Below are 15,851 nucleotides of genomic sequence, written 5' to 3'. Positions count from 1 at the left end.
ATTTTAGGACTTTGCGTCTTGCATGTCCTTGAACAGGTCAAGGATTTTCCAGTTTCGGTGCTCGGCGACTTCACGCAGCACATCACTGGGGTTGGTGGCGACAGGGTGCGTCACGACTTCCAGTAGGGGAAGGTCATTGGGGGAATCACTGTAAAAGAAGGAGCTGTCGAATCCGGCCAGGGTCATTCCCATTCTTTCCAGCCATTGCTGGACGCGGGTCACTTTTCCGGCCTGGAAGCTCGGTACTCCGTGTATGCGCCCTGTGTAGCGGCCGTCGCGCACTTCGGGGACGGTTGCAATCAGGTGCTCGATACCGAATGCGCGTGCAATTGGCGCCGTGACGAACTCGTTAGTCGCCGTCACGATTGCGCAGAGATCGCCGGCGTTTAGATGTTCGCGCACCAGCTCGGTTGCAATCGGTCGGATTGCCGGCATGACGACTTCCTGCATGAAAACTTCATGCCAGGCGGCAAGTTCCGCCGGCTCGGGCCCGGTCAACAATCCAAGCATGAATTCGGCGGACTGCTCGGCGGTCAGTACGCCGGCGTTATACCGTTCCATCAGGTCGTTATTGCGCCGCTGGGCTTCGGCCGGATCGCCGGCCCGGCCCGTGCGCGCCAGGAAATCAGCCCATTGATAGTCGCTATCCAGTGGAAGCAGGGTGTGGTCGAGGTCAAACAGGGCCAGGCGTTTAGGGGATGTCATTCAGATCGCAGGTGGTTGTCAGGTCTGGCTGGATGCCAGCAGGTCTTTCAATAAAGGCAAGGTGATGGCCCGGTGCTTCTCCATCGAGTAGCGGTCCAGCGCATCGATCAGCGAAGTCAGGCGGCTCATGTCACGGGCATAGTGCGTCAGAACCCAGCTTATCACCTCGGCAGACAGCTGCAGGCCGCGCGCGGCGGCTCTGGCTTTAAGGGCCTCGGCGCGATCCTGGTCGGAAAGCAATTCGAGCCGGAATACCAGGTCCCAGCCAAGACGGGTACGCAGGTCTTCACGCACCAGCATCGCCTTGGGGGCATGATCGCCGGCCAGGACAAGCGCAAAGCCTTGGCGGGCAGCAGCGACCTCACGCCAGCGATTGTACAGGGCAAACAAGGCTGCTTGTCCAACTTCATCGAGCAGCTCCACATTGTCGATGGCAATGAGCCTGTACTTGAGCAACTCGCCGGTGGCTATGTCCTTGAGCATGGCGGCACTCGATCCAGGCCCATGGTAAAGGGCGTCAGGCCGTGCGGAGATGGCCTGTAGCAAATGGCTGCGGCCTACGCCCGGTGCGCCCCACAGGTAAATGGCGCGGCCGGGCTCCCAATGCCGCAATGCGTCGAGTGCCGCAGCGTTTTCGCCGACGACGAAGTTCTCCAGCGTGGGCGCAGAGGGCGGTAACAAGTCCAGTATCAGTTGCTGTGTCATGTGTTGTCTAATGAGCGACGCACCCGCAAGGCCGCCTCATGTGGAGACAGTCACGTGCGTTGGCCCCGTTCATCGTAAAATCAACCCCGGTATTTAATTAAACACGCAATTCTTGCACATCCCACGGCATTTCTCATGACAAACAAACATTCAGCTTCCTTGACCTATCGCGATGCAGGGGTCGATATTGATGCCGGCGATGCGCTTGTCGATCGTATCAAGCCCCTTGCCGCGAAAACCATGCGCGCGGGCGTGATGGCAGGCATCGGCGGGTTCGGTGCCTTGTTCGAAGTGCCCAAGCATCTGAAAGAGCCGGTGCTGGTGTCGGGAACGGATGGCGTGGGCACCAAATTGCGGCTTGCCTTCGAATGGCAGCGCCATGATACCGTTGGTATCGACCTGGTTGCCATGAGCGTCAATGATATTCTGGTGCAAGGCGCCGAACCTCTATTTTTCCTGGACTATTTCGCTTGCGGAAAATTGTCGGTCGATACCGCTGCCAGCGTGGTCGCTGGTATTGCCAAGGGCTGCGAGCTGTCCGGATGCGCCCTCATCGGCGGGGAAACCGCCGAAATGCCCGGCATGTATCCCGACGGCGAGTACGATCTCGCCGGCTTCGCCGTTGGCGCGGTCGAGAAGTCGCGCATCATCGATGGCAAGTCCATCGCAGCGGGGGACGTCGTCCTGGGCCTGGCTTCCAGCGGCGCCCATTCCAACGGGTTCTCGCTATTGCGCAAGATCCTCACGCATGCCAACGCCAGGCCCGGCCAGGACCTGGGCGGGCGCCGCCTTGAAGACGTGGTGATGGAACCTACCCGAATCTATGTGAAGTCGGTGCTGGCCGCCCTGGCCGCGCACGGACCGGCCATCAAGGGCCTTGCACACATCACGGGCGGCGGCTTGCTCGACAACGTGCCGCGTATTCTGCAGCCTGGTCTTGCGGCGCGACTGCATCGCGACGCATGGGTCATGCCGGAACTCTTCAGCTGGCTTCAGGAGAATGGCGGCGTCGCCGATTCTGAGATGCACCGCGTGTTCAATTGCGGCATCGGCATGATAATCGTCGTGCCCGCAGACCAGGCCGACGCCGTGAAGGCGACCTTGTCGGCTCATGGCGAGAATGTCAGCATCGTGGGCGAAATTATCAATCGCGAAAACCCGGACGCGCCCCAGGCATTGGTCGTATAGCCGTACTGGGCCGCACATTTGCGCGATGACTACGAGCTCGCCGTTGCGTCGGTCGGCCGGAACGCTGAAAACCTCTGGACCGCCTGCGCCGACGCGTCGGGTGCAAGGCAGTCAATGACATAGCGTTCAGGCTGCGATCGCAACCACGTCAGCTGGCGCTTTGCCAACTGGCGCGTTGCGGCCACGGCTTGTTCCACCGCGGTTTGCATGTCGATCTTGCCGTCAAGAAAGTCCCACAATTGCCTGTAGCCGACACATCGCACCGATGGCAGGCCGGTGTGCAGGTCTGGTCGTTCATGCAGAATCTCGACTTCTTGCACCAGGCCGTTCGAGATCATTTGCTGATAGCGTCGTTCGATTCTGGCATGCAGCGCCAGGCGATCAGACGGTTCGAGGCTAATGGTGACAAAATCATGTTCAAAGCGCCGTTGGGGACGCGCCTGGGCCAGCCACTCGGACATGGGCCTGCCGCTGATCCGATATATTTCGATCGCGCGCTGCAGGCGCTGGCTGTCATTGGGAGCCAGGCGTGCCGCCGTGATGGGGTCGTAGACGGCCAGTTGCCTGTGCAGTTCGGGCCAGCCGCATTCTCTTGCTTCGTTGTCGATGTCGGCCCGCACCCCGGGATCCGCCACGGGAAGTTCGTTGAGTCCTTCGCGTAGCGCCTTGTAGTAAAGCATCGTGCCGCCGCAAAGCAACGGTATATTGCCTCTTGCCCGGATGGCATCAATGAGCTTGCTTGCGTCGGCCTGAAATTCGGCTGCGGAATAGCTTTCGGCGGGATCGCGAATATTCAGCAGATGATGGGGGACGGCGGCCTGCTCTTCGCTTGAAGGCTTGGCCGTGCCAATATCCATCCCGCGGTAGATGGTGGCTGAATCCACGACAATGATTTCGATCGGCCAGCGCCGGGCCAGTGCCAGGGTCGTAGCGCTTTTCCCAGCGGCCGTCGGCCCGGCCAGGCAGATGATAGGCATATTCATTGTCCGCGCATGAACATCCGGTCCAGGTCCCCGATAGTCCACTGTACCCACGTAGGGCGACCGTGGTTGCACTGGTCGGCCCGTTCCGTGGTTTCCATTTTCCGCAGCAAACCGTTCATTTCATCGAGTGTGAGGCGCCGGTTGGCGCGGACTGAGCCGTGACAGGCCATCGTGGACAAAAGTTCATTGCGCTGTTCGGTCAGCCGCGGTGAAGAGCCCACGCTGGCCAGGTCCCGAAGAACCCCGCGTGCCAGCGATTCGATATCGCCAGCGGCAAGCAGTGCGGGCACGGCACGCACGGCAAGCGATGCCGGTCCGGCCGGTGTGATGATGAGTCCCAGTTCGGCCAGTGTGCCGCCGTGCTCTTCAACGAGCCCGATATCTTTTTCAGAGACGCCGAACACCACGGGTACCAGCAAATCCTGGCGCGGCAAGCTTTGTGCATCCATTGCGTTCTTCAGTTGCTCATAAACCACCCGTTCGTGCGCGGCATGCATGTCGACCAGGACCAGGCCATGACGGTTCTGGGCAACGATGTAAATACCGTGAAGCTGCCCCAGGGCCATGCCCAGGGGCAGCTCCTGCCCGGCGCCTGCTGCCTCTTCCTGTTGATCAGGGAGGTGGCCGGCTTCTTCGATGGGACGATAAAACGACTGCCAGTTCGCGCTGGGTCGCGCGGCAGGATCACGCAGGGAAAACGCCCGCTGAAACTGCTGGGCACGAAATGCGCCGGGATTCATGGCTGGCTCACCCGGTGCCGTTGGCGAGCGTTGTTCATCGCCAGGCATTCCGTACGCATTGCCGTAGCGGCCCTGTGGGCTGGCGTCGCTACCTTCCGAAATACCCGCTGGCATGACAATCCCGGGCCCTGCGGAAACGGGCGACTGCCCGCCAGCGCTTGCCAGCGCATGAGACAACGCCTGGGAGACGAAGCGATGGATCGCACCGCTGTCGCGGAAGCGCACTTCGTGCTTGGCTGGATGCACGTTGACATCGACGCCGGCCGGATCGATGGACAGGAACAGCACATACGCGGGCTGCCTGTCGCCATGCAGTACATCGGCATACGCCTGTCGTATGGCGTGCGAAACAGTGCGGTCTTTCACGTAACGGCCGTTGACATACAAGTACTGACGGTCGGCGCGACTACGCGCATAAGTGGGCTTGGTCACGATGCCGCGCAACGTTATCAAGTCATGTTCCTGTTCCACTTCCAGGCCTTGTTCAATAAACTCGGGTCCCAGGACATCGCGCACGCGGTGCGCAATGTCGGCGCCCCGCCAATGACGCTGCGGCTTGTCGTTATGAAAAAGCCGAAAGGCAATGTGCGGTTGTGCGAGTGCAATGCGATCCAGCGCATCGACGCAATGCCCGTATTCGGTGGCTTCGGCGCGCAGGAACTTGCGCCGGGCAGGCACTTCATCGAATAGCTGGCGCACATCGATAGTGGTGCCGACCGGGCCGGAAGCCGCCGCCGGATGGTCGCGAGCCGCCTGGATTTGCCAGGCATGCGCCGCCTGCGCCGTACGGGACGTCAGGGTCACGCGTGCGACAGACGCTACGGAGGCCAGGGCTTCGCCTCGAAATCCCATGGACGCGACCGATTCGAGCTCATGGAGGCTGGCTATCTTGTTGGTGGCGTGTCGGGTAAGGGCAAGGTGGAGTTCGTTTTCGGGTATGCCCCAGCCGTCGTCCGTGACGGCGATCCGGCGTATTCCACCCCCATCCAGGCGCACTTCGATGGCTCGCGCACCAGCGTCGATGGCGTTTTCCAGCAGCTCTTTCAGCACGGACGCCGGGCGCTCGATGACCTCACCAGCGGCAATCTGGCTTATCAGCAGGTCGGGCAAAGGCGCTATGGCGCGACGTTCGGGCATAAAAGCATTCCGTTAGACTGGAGGGTGCGCTGTGAAGAAATACCTTGGTCTGCGTGCACAGACGCGGCATCGAAGGCTTGATTTTAGCTGTCTTGAATCACAGTGTTTCTTCTTTACGCCGGTCAACAGGCTATATTGCAGTATCTTTTTTTTGGTAGCGTTGAATATGCCCGAATTGTTGAACATGATCCTCAATATCGACCAGTTCCTGGGTCAATGGGTCACCCAGTATGGTGAATGGATCTATCTGGTACTGTTTTGTATTATTTTTGGTGAAACTGGTTTGGTCGTCCTGCCTTTCCTGCCGGGCGATTCACTGTTGTTCATTGCAGGTGCATTCGGCGCGTCTGGCATGCTGAATCCAGTCTTGCTGGCCTGCCTGCTGATCGTTGCGGCAATACTGGGCAACACGGTGAACTACGCGATCGGCCGCTACCTGGGCCCGCGTGTATTCACCAGTCATTATCGCTTCCTTGATCGCAGCGCGCTGATCAAAACGCATGCTTTCTACGAAAAGCATGGCGGGAAGACAATAGTCATGTCTCGGTTCTTGCCTATCTTCCGTACGTTCGCGCCCTTTGTCGCCGGCGTCGGCAGCATGAATTTTTTCCGTTTTCAGCTGTTCAATATAAGCGGGGCGATATTGTGGGTAGGAAGCCTGGTCACGCTGGGCTACTTTTTCGGCAATGTACCCATCATCAAGGAGCACTTGAATACCATCGTTCTGGTCGGCATTGGCGCCGCAGCGGTGCCCGTAATTTTCGGGGCCCTGTGGAAACTATTCAAGAAGAAGTCGCCCGCTGTCTGACGCGGGCGACAGTCAGGCCTTGCGCGCGAGCGCGGGGCCTGTAGCAAAATAGTGGTTGATGCCGCTAAGCATGGCGCGGGCGATGCGGTCCTGGTGGGCCGGACTGCGCAACAAGAGTTCTTCTTGCGGATTGCTGATGAAAGCCGTCTCGACCAGTATCGATGGAATGTCAGGTGCCTTGAGCACGGCGAACCCGGCGCGTTCCACGCGATCTTTGTGCAGCTTGCTGATCTTGCCGATTTCGCTCAATATGCGATCGCCAACGCGCATGGAATCATTGATCTGAGCCGCGGTAGACAAATCGAGCAGTACCTGCGCAACCTGCTTGTTGTGCGAGCCCAGGTTGATCCCACCGATAAGGTCGGCGTCGTTTTCGCGCTGGGCCATCCAGCGCGCCGCTGAACTCGTGGCGCCATTTTGCGACAAGGCAAAGACCGATGAGCCACGAGCACTGGGCTTGATCCATGCATCGGCATGTATGGAAATGAACAGGTCGGCCTTGACCCGACGGGCCTTCTGTACTCGCACCCCCAATGGCACAAAATAATCGTTATCGCGCGTCAGGTAAGCGCGCATATTGGGTTGGCCGTCGATAAGCTTCTTCAGGCGGCGCGCAATGCTCAGTACGATGTCTTTTTCACGCGTGCCGCTACGCCCTATGGCGCCCGGGTCTTCACCGCCGTGGCCAGGGTCGAGAGCCACCAGGATGGCACGGCTTTCGTCGCGCGGCTGGGAAACACTGGGCGGCCTGACGGGGATGTTGGGGCTTTTGACCACGGGGGGAAGTTTCTGCCCCTCGACAGATGGAATAGGTGCCGGCGAGGGGCTGTTTTGCGCCAGTTCTTCCAGCACCTGGGCCAATGGGTCGCTGTCCTGGTTGTTCATGATGGCCAGCAAGGGATCCTGAGCCACTCGGGGGTACAGATCGAGCACCAGGCGATACTTGTATTCACCGATGGGCTTCAGTGTAAACACCTGTGGCGCGATCGGCTGTTTCAGGTCCATGACCAGCCGGATCACGTCGGGCCGGTTCTGGGCAACGCGCACCGACGCGATATATGGGTCGTTGGGTTTGATTTTCGACACCAGGTCGTTGATGGCCCGATTGATCGTCAGGCCCTGAATGTCCACGACAAGCCGGTCCGGTCCTTCGAGCGTGAAGTGTTCGGCCTTAAGTTCGCTGTCCATTTCAAGAGTGACGCGTGTGTACTCATCGGCCGGCCACGTGCGCACGGCCAGTATCGTTCCCGCCATGGCCAGGCGTGGCACCACGGGAAGGAGAAATAAAGTGCTGGCAGTAGCGATGAGCCGGCGCCGCGAAATCCCTAGGCGGGAAGGGCAAGTATCGTCAGCCATAATTTTCCTTTGTTGCTATGGGCAGTCATGCTGGCGTGTCGCCCGTTGTCTTCGTATTCGAGATTGATATCGAGATCGGGGGGCGGGAGCAGGGCTCCTGCTTGTTCCGGCCATTCAATCAAAACCACTGCTTCGGGGTTGAGTATATCTCGAAACCCAGCGTCCATCCATTCGCGCGAATCGCTAAATCTATAGAAATCAAGGTGATAGAAGTTTAAGTTAGAAAGATTATAGCTTTCAAGCAGCGCATAGCTAGGACTTTTTATTCTTCCAGTGATTCCGGCGGCTCGCAACAGGGCTCGGGCGAAACTGGTTTTGCCTGCGCCCAGCTCGCCCCGCAGGTGGATCCTGCCGCCCCTCTGGGCCGGATCTATCGAGGGGTGGGTTCCGCAAAGCATGGGGGCGAGTTGGGTTGCCAGCTGGATCGTGGCCTCTTCGTCTGGCAAATGAATCGATCTGCTTGCTAGTATTGAGCTATTCTGATTCATATGAGTATTTTAGTAATAGGAACTGATGAGCAGCCATAGCGGAATGGTAAGCGCGGCCAGCAGGGTGCTTGTCGACATGGTTACGGCAACCAGCGGCCCATTACCGCCCATTCTGGCCGCCAGCACGTGTGCCGACGACGCGGTGGGCAATGCACTAAAAAGCAACAGCATCTGTCGTTCGACCAACGACAGGCCCAAACCCCAGCCGATCAGAATAGCGGCGACAGGCATTGCCAGCAACCGCGCGGCGATCATCCATGTCATGAGTCTGGCGGCGCCTCGTCCCCCGTTCAAGGAAAGGGTGGCGCCTACGCATATCAATCCCAGGGCAATGGCACATGCACCGAGTCGGCCCAATGTGGCATTGACGAACCCCGGTATGGGTATGGCCAGGATATTGCACAACAAGGCCAGCACGGTGGCGATAATGAACGGATTCCTGCTTATTTCCCTGAACACTTTTCCGCCATTCTGGCGGGCCAGGCCATGCACGGCAGCCATGTTGGCCACGGGAACGGCAAATCCCACGATGACGGCCATGATGGTTTGGCCTGCCGTACCGGCGAGGCCGCCAGCAACCGACAGTCCAATATACGTATTGAAGCGATACGCGCATTGCGCCACCGACGCGTGGTCGATCGGATCCGGTTTCAATATTGGCACCGCGAGCCACGCAATGGCCACGCCGAAGGCCATGAGGGCCACAGTGGCCTGTAGCAACACATAAGCTCCCGAAGGGCTTAATGGAGTTTGCGTAATGGAATAGAACAGCAGGGCGGGAAACAGTACAAAATAGACGAGTTGCTCCGCGCCCTTGAAGAAGTCCATGGAAAACCGTAGCTTGTGAAACAGCACCCATCCCAGGGCGATAGAGAGAAAATCTGGCAGGACAAGTTGAATGACAGACATGGGTTCTTGACAGGATACGGCTGCGGGACGCTATTTTAGGCGTATTGCCGATTCCTTTCGCAAAGCGTTGGTTCGCTGTCATTCAATGTAACAGGCATCCACAATAAATTACTGTTATCCTAATTTGAGAGACTACGGTCGGTCTACAATTTCCGTCCCCTAGCTCGAATAATATTTCCTAAAGAGAGACTTCCCATGGTTCAAATTCAGAAAAAATTCGCAGCAATGGCTCTGGCAGCCGGCGTAGCTTCCATAGGCGGCGTGGGTGTGGCGGTTGCTGCCGACTATCCTCAGCAGTCCATACGCGTGATTGTTCCGTTTGCCCCAGGCGGATCCACCGACATCGTCGCGCGCATCGTCACCCAGCGCATGAGCCAGGAGCTCGGCCAAACCATGGTGGTCGAGAACAAAGGCGGTGCGGGTGGTGCCATCGGCGCGGCCGAGGCGGCACGCGCCAAGCCCGATGGCTACACCCTTTCGATCGCGACGGTGTCCACACTTGCCGTGTTGCCCGCTTGCCGCCCCGGTGACATGCCCTACGATGCCCTGACCGACTTTGTACCGGTCACCAATTTTGCCAACGTGCCTAACGTCATCGAGGTCAACCCGAAGTTTCCCGCCAAAGATTTCAAGGAGTTCGTCAAGGTCCTTAAAGACAATCCTGGCAAATATTCGCATGGCAGTTCGGGCACGTGCTCCGTATTGCATCTGTTTGGGGAAGCATTCAAGCTGGCGACTGGCACAGATGCCGTCCACGTTCCGTACAAGGGCTCAGGTCCTGCCGTGACGGACGCTGTGGGTGGCCAGATCGAAATCATGTTCGACAATCTCCCTTCGTCGATGCCTCAAATCCAGGCGGGCAATCTGCGCGCGTTGGCAGTAGCCTGGCCAGAACGCCTGGCCAACCTGAAAGACGTCCCGACCCTGGCTGAAGTCGGATATCCACAGCTTAATCAACCAGCCTGGTATGGCCTCTTGGCACCCAAAGGCACCCCTCCGGAAATCGTCAAAAAACTGCGCGATGCGGCCGTTGTCGCATTGAAAGATCCCAAAGTGATCGAAACACTCGAAAAGCAAGGTGCTGCGCCATCCGGCAATACATCTGAAGAGTTCGCCAAGGAAATCAAAACGCAATATGATTGGGCTAAGGACGTTGTCGCCAAAGGCAATATCCAGCTCAAGTAAGTGCTTGCAGCATTGCAATAAAATCCGGGCATGCATGCCCGGATTTTATTTGCCGCCGACTGCCTTATAATTCGGCTCTCGTTTTTCAGTCTCCATAGTTAAATGGATATAACTTTCCCCTCCTAAGGGAAGATTGCAGGTTCGATTCCTGCTGGAGACGCCAGTGATATGTTAATAGACGCCCATGAGCGCCTATTTTTTATCTGCAATCAGGACCTTGGCTGCTTAGGCAGGGACTTGACCCTGGACGTGAGCGAGAAGAGCGGGACGCGACGCCCGGGATCGGGACAACACGTTCGGCGCGCTGGCAGTCAGTTGGTACAAGGGCCGCCATGATATGCCTCCCTAGGGCAAAAAAAGGAATACTCGCTTCTTACCGCTTTGTGTCGATTGAACCAAGGTTTATTTCGCGAATTTGTCCGGGGGCTCGCTCGAATGTACATCCAATACGGTATTTGTCTTGCGTCGCAGATTTCGATCGTTTATTGTTTAACGATGGTGCAGGGGGATCCAGTCGTCTGTAAATACGCAAGGAGATACCGATGGTCGCCAATGAACTTTTCAGGCTGGTCAGCCTAAGGCAGTCCAATACCCCTGACGACGAAAGAGAGCCTGCCAATCGACCGGATCCGCGGCTGCGCCATAGAGACATCATCTCGCGTCAAGCCAATATTGTGGCCGCGCAGCGCGATGGCGAGCTGAAAGATCTCACGACGCGCCACGCGCAGCTTTCGCGCAAGATTAAGGATATCGAAACGCTCCAGCGTGTAGTGATGAAGACCGCCATGGTCGAGAATCGCGAGGCGGTGTCCAAAGCGCTGCGTGCGTCTAGCCCGCGATCGCCTGCCGACGTGGCAACGAAACCGAACGAGCATCTCAACCGCCTGATCCAGGATAGGCTTACCGCGCCACAGAAAGCCCTATACCAGGAAACGCTGGCAGGCTTGGGAACCACCGTCGACTTTGACGACTTGGTCATTGCACTGGATATCGGCGCTTATATCACCGAGGCCAATCATATCTGCTCGGAGATCCGCGCGATCGAGGAAAACCTCTCGCAAGGGCTACCCACAGTGCCGGGGGCGGCGGCCGGCGAACCGAAGCCGGTCGTGTCGGCAGTGGGGTGGGGTGAGCTGGTCGTGGCGCGCGAGTCGCTTGTCGGCTATACGGCGCGCGAGATCGCCCATATCGAGAACATCATGTCGGGTGAGTCCAAGCTACGCGAGCATGAGCGCACGTCTGTGACCGAAGAGCTGACGGAATCCGAGACGATTACCGAAAAAGAAACCGAGAAGGACTCCCAATCGACCGATCGCTATGAATTGCAGGCCGAGAGTCAGGAGACCATCAGCCGCGACTTCACGATCAGCACCGGCGTCAACACGTCGGGCCAATATGGGCTCACCCAGGTGGACACCAGTTTGGATGCGGCCTTTGCGCAGAGTAGCTCAGAGTCCCGTGCCAATACCGTTACCACGGCTCGCGAAATCGTCTCAAAGGCGGTTGAGAGAACCTTCGAGCGCGTACGTAAGCTTCGCAGGCTGACCATAACCGAGAAGATACGGGAACTGAACCGTCACACGGTCGATAACATCAGCGACACGCAGCAGATGCAGGCGCTCAGCAGTATGTATTTGTGGGTCGAGAAAATCCAGCGCATTGAGCTGCGTCATTACGGTACGCGGATGATGGTGGAGTTCCATATTCCCGAGCCGGCAGTTTCCTTGCTTGAAAGATCTAATCGGCGCGTTGTTCGCAAGCGCCTTCCGCCTTTCGACGTTTCTCCCTCGGACGTTCGTTTCGATAATTATCTTTGCCTCGCGCAGCGTTACGCCGCTTTCGATGTAGAGCCGCCGCCGGCTCAGTATGTGAATGTCGGCTATGGCTGGGTATCGACCGCGAACGAAGACGATGAGCAGTGGGCCGAAGATCAGTTCACCGGGATGATCAACGTTCCGGATGGATATCGACCCGAATGGGCCAAAGTCGCCTGGAGCGCGCTTGAGGCGGGCGGCGAGTTTAATTTCGCGTTTTCCGTCGGTGGAAAATCGCAGAACCAAGAACATCGCGTGACGACATTCGACGGCGTCCTGCTACAGCTTCCCGCCGGCGTATCCTGGCCTCAAGGCGTTCCAGTCTCAGGTCGCGTCCACGGGCACTGGGACAGTTGCATGTATGTACAAGTGACCTTGAGCTGCAGACGAACCGCAGAGGCTGAAAGCGCTTGGCGATTGCGGACGTGGGAAGCCTTGCGTACCGGGTACGAGGCGCTCGAACGGAGGCTGGAACAGGATCAAGAAAAAGATGAAGACAAAGACTTAAGTGTGGCGCCCTTCATCGCGGAGCGATCGTCAGCCGAGAATCGGCGCATAGAACGCGGTGAGCTGCAGAAATGGGCGATCAAGTCCATGCGCACGGTCCCGCAAAATTTCAATGCCATCGAAATGGTGGGCGAACATCAGGAAATGAGTCCCCATCACGCGGAAGCCCAGGCGCCCATCGTTCGCTTTTACGAAGATGCGTTCGAATGGAAGCAAATGGTCTATTTTCTTTACCCCTATCATTGGGCGCGGCGGGCATCGTGGCGGTTGCGGACAGAGGCGAGCGCCGTCGATCCGCAGCTACAGTCGTTCCTGGAGGCTGGCGCGGCGCGCGTGATCGTGCCTGTGACGCCGGGCTATGAAAGCAAGGTTCTCGCTTATCTCGATCCCGAGAATAACGCGGATGAACTGACACGCATTCTGACGCCCCCGCCCGACGTGGCGCCCTCGTCCAACGATAACCCGTTTCGTGATGTCTGGATTGAGCTATTGCAGGACCGGAAAGCCGATGTCGCGCGGGGTAGCGGCACGCTTGCCGTCCAGAACGGAAGTGTTGACGTGGCGATCAACGCAGACAGCCACTGGAGCGCCAAACGCAAGACGGACGTTGGACGCGAACTCTATATTGCCGGGGAGCTGTATACCGTGTCCGAAGTCGTCGATGCGCACGCCGTGCAGATCGACCGCCCATACGAAGGTCGGACGGATCCGGCCGCCATTTACGCAGCAGGCAGCACGCCGTTCGGACTGCCATGGATCGTGAATGTGCCCACCACTCTGGTCGTCCTGGCGGACAATAGGCCAGCACTGCAACAGATATGACCTTGGTGAATTGATGGGCTATGGCACCGAATCTAACGGGCGTAGTGCGGACAGCTTTCTTTACGGTCATGTCGAAGCCGATCCCCGCTATGCCAGCTATCGCGACGGCGAGTTATCGTCGGTCTGGGAGGAATCGGAGCGCCTGCGTATCCTGTTGCGCGACGAAGGGCGGCCAAAAGGCGCGGACAGAGTCTTCCTGGAGACGGCGTTAGAGCGACAACTGCCTACGCTGCGCCTCTACCAACAAGCCACGCTGCTTAAAGGACAGAACGCTCAGAAAGTCAGTTTGTACGTCATCGTTTTTCCCGGTGAGGCGAAAGACAACACGGGGATCAAGGATCTCAACGACAAGATCCTTCGCTATCACCTCAACAACCTTTTCATAAAGTGTCGTCAGGATGCGATCACCAAACTTTTTACCAAATCCGGCCCGCCGCCAAAGTTTGCTACCGTCGGGCTCGACTATAAGACAGCTCAGATAATCGGCATCGGCAAGACGCGCCGAGACTTTGCAGATACGCTCATCAAGCTCGACGAGGAGCTGGCCAAGTGCTTGCTGGCCTTATTGCCGCAGGCCGAAGACGAAGCCAAAAAGGATGGCGATAAAGAGCGGCTTAAGGCGATTGCCGATTTGAAAGAGAAACTGCAGAAGAAGGGATACCGATTCGATTTCCTGTTTGGTGTGCGTACGCTCAACTTTGCCATAAAGAATCCTTTGGAAGCGACGTTCCTCATCCTTACCGAGGCATTGAAGGCTGCTGGCATGGCGCGATTCATGGCGAAAGCGGACGGTGCGAATACGCGCGCTGGACGCAGGATGGCGGCGGGCGTGCTGAAACCGGACGCTGCGCGGGACGATCGGCGGGGAAAAGAGTACGACCATGGCGGTTTCATCAAGGTCATCAAGAAGGCCGGCGACATCAACGACTTGATTCGTGAGAAGGCCGAATATCTGCACATCTGGATCGACAAGGTATGGACGGTGGTGCTCTACGAGTATCGCCGGCGCGTTTTTGTAATGAACCCCGATGTCATTCGGGATGCACGCAAGAAAGCCATAAAGATTCCCACCCGCAAGGCCGGACTCAAATCCAAGGGCACGGTCAAGACCCAGATTGATCTGATAGAAATTTGGCTGGTTGCGGTTAACGCGCTTGATCTGGTCAAAGACTTTCTTGTGTCCGAGTTCAGGAAAAAGGGTTCGGGCGGGGTGGAGGATTATCACGCAAAGGCGCTTGCGGCGCTTGACGAGGTCAGCAATGAGGTATCAAGCATCAAATGGGACCGACTTGGTCAGGTGCTGACCAGAGATTTCAGGCAGGGGTCGCGCGTGCTGCCGGTGCAGGGCCGTGCGTCCGAGTTCGGCTTCTATGCCCATTCATCAGACTATACGGCCCAGATTTTATTTTCCATGGACATCCGCGATCTCGGGGTTCAGATTGCGCTTCTATACGACTGGTTCATTGGCGAGATAGAGGTACAGCGATATGAGGGCGTTGCTCTGATGGAAGAGACATTTGCCTCGTCGGATCTCATTAATCAGCGTAAGCGTGTCACCTATGACAAGGTTGTCGACACGTTTAGAAAATACTTCCCTCTGACTACTGGCGGCGATGCGTTCGACGCCGCTCGCAAGGCGTTTCATGGGCGGGGGGCCGATTTGGATCGACCTCAGCTCTTTGAAAGCAGTGTTACGGTCATGCTGGGTGGCGATGAGATTTTCGTATCCGCACACCCCGTCTATTCTATGTTCGTGTGTACCATCATCGATGAAATAAGACAGGCAACGTATGGCGGGCAACCCCTGAACTTGCGTACTGGCGTCGCGTATTCACGCGCGGAAAAGCAGCATAATCCAAAAGACCAGAAGAAGGTGAACTGGGTCTCGCATGATCAAGCGCTGGGGCTTGCCACGGCTTCGCTCAACCCGATCAAAGGTTTGGAACGCGCGCATCGCCGGATGGAGCGTTTGATCGAAAAGCTGGCGGCCAATGACAAAAAGAAGGCCCTAGTGCCCGCATATACCGCCAAGCTGGAGGCGCTGGGCCTGATGTCGCTGTTTGCGAGAAGCAACTACAGGTTCCCCTACGTTATGCCGACTCGGGATTTTAGGGATATCATCCGCAGGCTGACAGAGTGGTATGACTGGAGTGAACCTTATACTGAGTTGGTCAATCTTAAGTGTGAAACCGTGGATGGGAAGAAGCTGTGGAAGGAAGCTGAGAAGCTTGAAGCCGAGATCACGAAAGATGTAGGCTGGGACAATTACTATGTGGACCCGCCGCCTACTCCTTCCATGCCTCCGCTAGTGAAGAAGCTGATGGATTGGCTGCTGCCAGCGGAGAAATATCCTTACGAAGAAAGTAAAGAGGACAAGAGGGAACGTGAGATCGAAGAGGATAGAAAGAGGCGTGAAGGCAGGCGGCCGCGAACGGCATGAGGGACTACCTAGTGCTAGATTCTTTATTAATGCGCCTCTGTAGACATCAGTTCGTTCTCTGCTG

12 protein-coding genes and 1 tRNA gene are annotated in these 15,851 nt (G+C 57.5%); 6 read left to right on the top strand and 7 right to left on the bottom strand.

Annotation, left to right across the window (positions count from 1 at the left end; genetic code table 11):
- Window positions 1–3: 3 nt before the first annotated feature.
- Together CR155_RS04095 and hda are read right to left on the bottom strand one after the other, a co-directional pair.
- Window positions 4–705, bottom strand: coding sequence for an HAD family hydrolase (locus CR155_RS04095; protein WP_102068715.1), 702 nt, complete (start codon window positions 703–705; stop codon window positions 4–6).
- 18 nt (window positions 706–723) lie between these two features.
- Entirely contained in the window at window positions 724–1,410 is a 687-nt protein-coding gene (hda, locus tag CR155_RS04090; RefSeq protein ID WP_102068714.1) for a DnaA regulatory inactivator Hda, read from the bottom strand.
- A 135-nt stretch (window positions 1,411–1,545) separates the two neighbouring features.
- Here hda and purM point away from each other — a divergent pair, with 135 nt between their 5' ends.
- Window positions 1,546–2,598, top strand: coding sequence for a phosphoribosylformylglycinamidine cyclo-ligase (gene purM / locus CR155_RS04085; protein WP_102068713.1), 1,053 nt, complete (start codon window positions 1,546–1,548; stop codon window positions 2,596–2,598).
- A 29-nt stretch (window positions 2,599–2,627) separates the two neighbouring features.
- On the opposite strand, the gene miaA is transcribed toward purM, so the two are convergent.
- Both miaA and mutL read right to left on the bottom strand, forming a co-directional pair.
- Complete coding sequence (gene miaA, locus CR155_RS04080; RefSeq protein ID WP_102068712.1) at window positions 2,628–3,581, bottom strand: tRNA (adenosine(37)-N6)-dimethylallyltransferase MiaA; 954 nt, start codon at window positions 3,579–3,581, stop codon at window positions 2,628–2,630.
- Window positions 3,578–5,458, bottom strand: coding sequence for a DNA mismatch repair endonuclease MutL (gene mutL / locus CR155_RS04075; protein WP_102068711.1), 1,881 nt, complete (start codon window positions 5,456–5,458; stop codon window positions 3,578–3,580). The genes miaA and mutL overlap by 4 nt, the downstream gene beginning before the upstream one ends.
- A gap of 166 nt (window positions 5,459–5,624) precedes the next feature.
- Between mutL and CR155_RS04070 the strand changes: the two genes are divergently transcribed.
- Window positions 5,625–6,266 carry a VTT domain-containing protein gene (locus CR155_RS04070; RefSeq protein WP_102068710.1) on the top strand — a complete coding sequence of 214 codons (642 nt, stop codon included), beginning with the start codon at window positions 5,625–5,627 and terminating at the stop codon, window positions 6,264–6,266.
- Between the two features lie 12 nt (window positions 6,267–6,278).
- On the opposite strand, the gene CR155_RS04065 is transcribed toward CR155_RS04070, so the two are convergent.
- Genes CR155_RS04065 through CR155_RS04055 form a run of 3 tightly spaced genes read right to left on the bottom strand, consistent with a single transcriptional unit; the run spans window position 6,279 to window position 9,019 of the window.
- Complete coding sequence (locus tag CR155_RS04065) at window positions 6,279–7,622, bottom strand: N-acetylmuramoyl-L-alanine amidase (protein ID WP_102068709.1); 1,344 nt, start codon at window positions 7,620–7,622, stop codon at window positions 6,279–6,281.
- The gene (gene tsaE, locus CR155_RS04060; protein ID WP_102068708.1) at window positions 7,592–8,110 is read right to left on the bottom strand and encodes a tRNA (adenosine(37)-N6)-threonylcarbamoyltransferase complex ATPase subunit type 1 TsaE; all 519 of its coding nucleotides are present in this window, start codon (window positions 8,108–8,110) and stop codon (window positions 7,592–7,594) included. Before tsaE ends, CR155_RS04065 begins: the two co-directional genes overlap by 31 nt.
- Before the next feature lie 9 nt (window positions 8,111–8,119).
- Window positions 8,120–9,019, bottom strand: coding sequence for an AEC family transporter (locus CR155_RS04055; protein ID WP_102068707.1), 900 nt, complete (start codon window positions 9,017–9,019; stop codon window positions 8,120–8,122).
- A 225-nt stretch (window positions 9,020–9,244) separates the two neighbouring features.
- On the opposite strand from CR155_RS04055, the gene CR155_RS04050 reads away from it, so the two are divergent.
- The 4 genes from CR155_RS04050 to CR155_RS04035 all read left to right on the top strand — a co-directional run bounded on the left by CR155_RS04050 (window position 9,245) and on the right by CR155_RS04035 (window position 15,787).
- Window positions 9,245–10,204: a tripartite tricarboxylate transporter substrate binding protein BugE gene (locus tag CR155_RS04050; protein ID WP_439650413.1), complete on the top strand. Its 960-nt coding sequence runs from the start codon at window positions 9,245–9,247 to the stop codon at window positions 10,202–10,204.
- Between the two features lie 88 nt (window positions 10,205–10,292).
- Window positions 10,293–10,367: transfer RNA gene (locus CR155_RS04045), tRNA-Arg, on the top strand.
- Window positions 10,368–10,746: 379 nt separating this feature from the next.
- Entirely contained in the window at window positions 10,747–13,347 is a 2,601-nt protein-coding gene (locus CR155_RS04040) for a hypothetical protein (RefSeq protein WP_102068705.1), read from the top strand.
- Window positions 13,348–13,360: 13 nt separating this feature from the next.
- On the top strand, window positions 13,361–15,787 hold the full coding sequence (locus tag CR155_RS04035; RefSeq protein WP_102068704.1) for a hypothetical protein: 2,427 nt from the start codon (window positions 13,361–13,363) through the stop codon (window positions 15,785–15,787).
- Window positions 15,788–15,851 lie beyond the last annotated feature (64 nt).

This window comes from Pollutimonas nitritireducens (genome assembly GCF_002849615.1).
GTDB classification, from domain to species: Bacteria; Pseudomonadota; Gammaproteobacteria; order Burkholderiales; family Burkholderiaceae_B; genus Pollutimonas; species Pollutimonas nitritireducens.
The sequence above is the reverse complement of the archived record's forward strand: the minus strand, read 5'-3'. Positions and strand labels throughout refer to the sequence as shown.

What these genes read in the sequence shown, in the direction of transcription:
- CR155_RS04035 (WP_102068704.1), top strand. Translation starts at nt 13,361, where the DNA reads ATGGGCTATGGCACCGAATCTAACGGGCGTAGTGCGGACAGCTTTCTT.
- CR155_RS04065 (WP_102068709.1), bottom strand. Translation starts at nt 7,622, where the DNA reads ATGGCTGACGATACTTGCCCTTCCCGCCTAGGGATTTCGCGGCGCCGG.
- CR155_RS04070 (WP_102068710.1), top strand. Translation starts at nt 5,625, where the DNA reads ATGCCCGAATTGTTGAACATGATCCTCAATATCGACCAGTTCCTGGGT.
- mutL (WP_102068711.1), bottom strand. Translation starts at nt 5,458, where the DNA reads ATGCCCGAACGTCGCGCCATAGCGCCTTTGCCCGACCTGCTGATAAGC.
- CR155_RS04095 (WP_102068715.1), bottom strand. Translation starts at nt 705, where the DNA reads ATGACATCCCCTAAACGCCTGGCCCTGTTTGACCTCGACCACACCCTG.
- miaA (WP_102068712.1), bottom strand. Translation starts at nt 3,581, where the DNA reads ATGAATATGCCTATCATCTGCCTGGCCGGGCCGACGGCCGCTGGGAAA.
- CR155_RS04050 (WP_439650413.1), top strand. Translation starts at nt 9,245, where the DNA reads ATGGCTCTGGCAGCCGGCGTAGCTTCCATAGGCGGCGTGGGTGTGGCG.
- CR155_RS04040 (WP_102068705.1), top strand. Translation starts at nt 10,747, where the DNA reads ATGGTCGCCAATGAACTTTTCAGGCTGGTCAGCCTAAGGCAGTCCAAT.
- hda (WP_102068714.1), bottom strand. Translation starts at nt 1,410, where the DNA reads ATGACACAGCAACTGATACTGGACTTGTTACCGCCCTCTGCGCCCACG.
- purM (WP_102068713.1), top strand. Translation starts at nt 1,546, where the DNA reads ATGACAAACAAACATTCAGCTTCCTTGACCTATCGCGATGCAGGGGTC.
- tsaE (WP_102068708.1), bottom strand. Translation starts at nt 8,110, where the DNA reads ATGAATCAGAATAGCTCAATACTAGCAAGCAGATCGATTCATTTGCCA.
- CR155_RS04055 (WP_102068707.1), bottom strand. Translation starts at nt 9,019, where the DNA reads ATGTCTGTCATTCAACTTGTCCTGCCAGATTTTCTCTCTATCGCCCTG.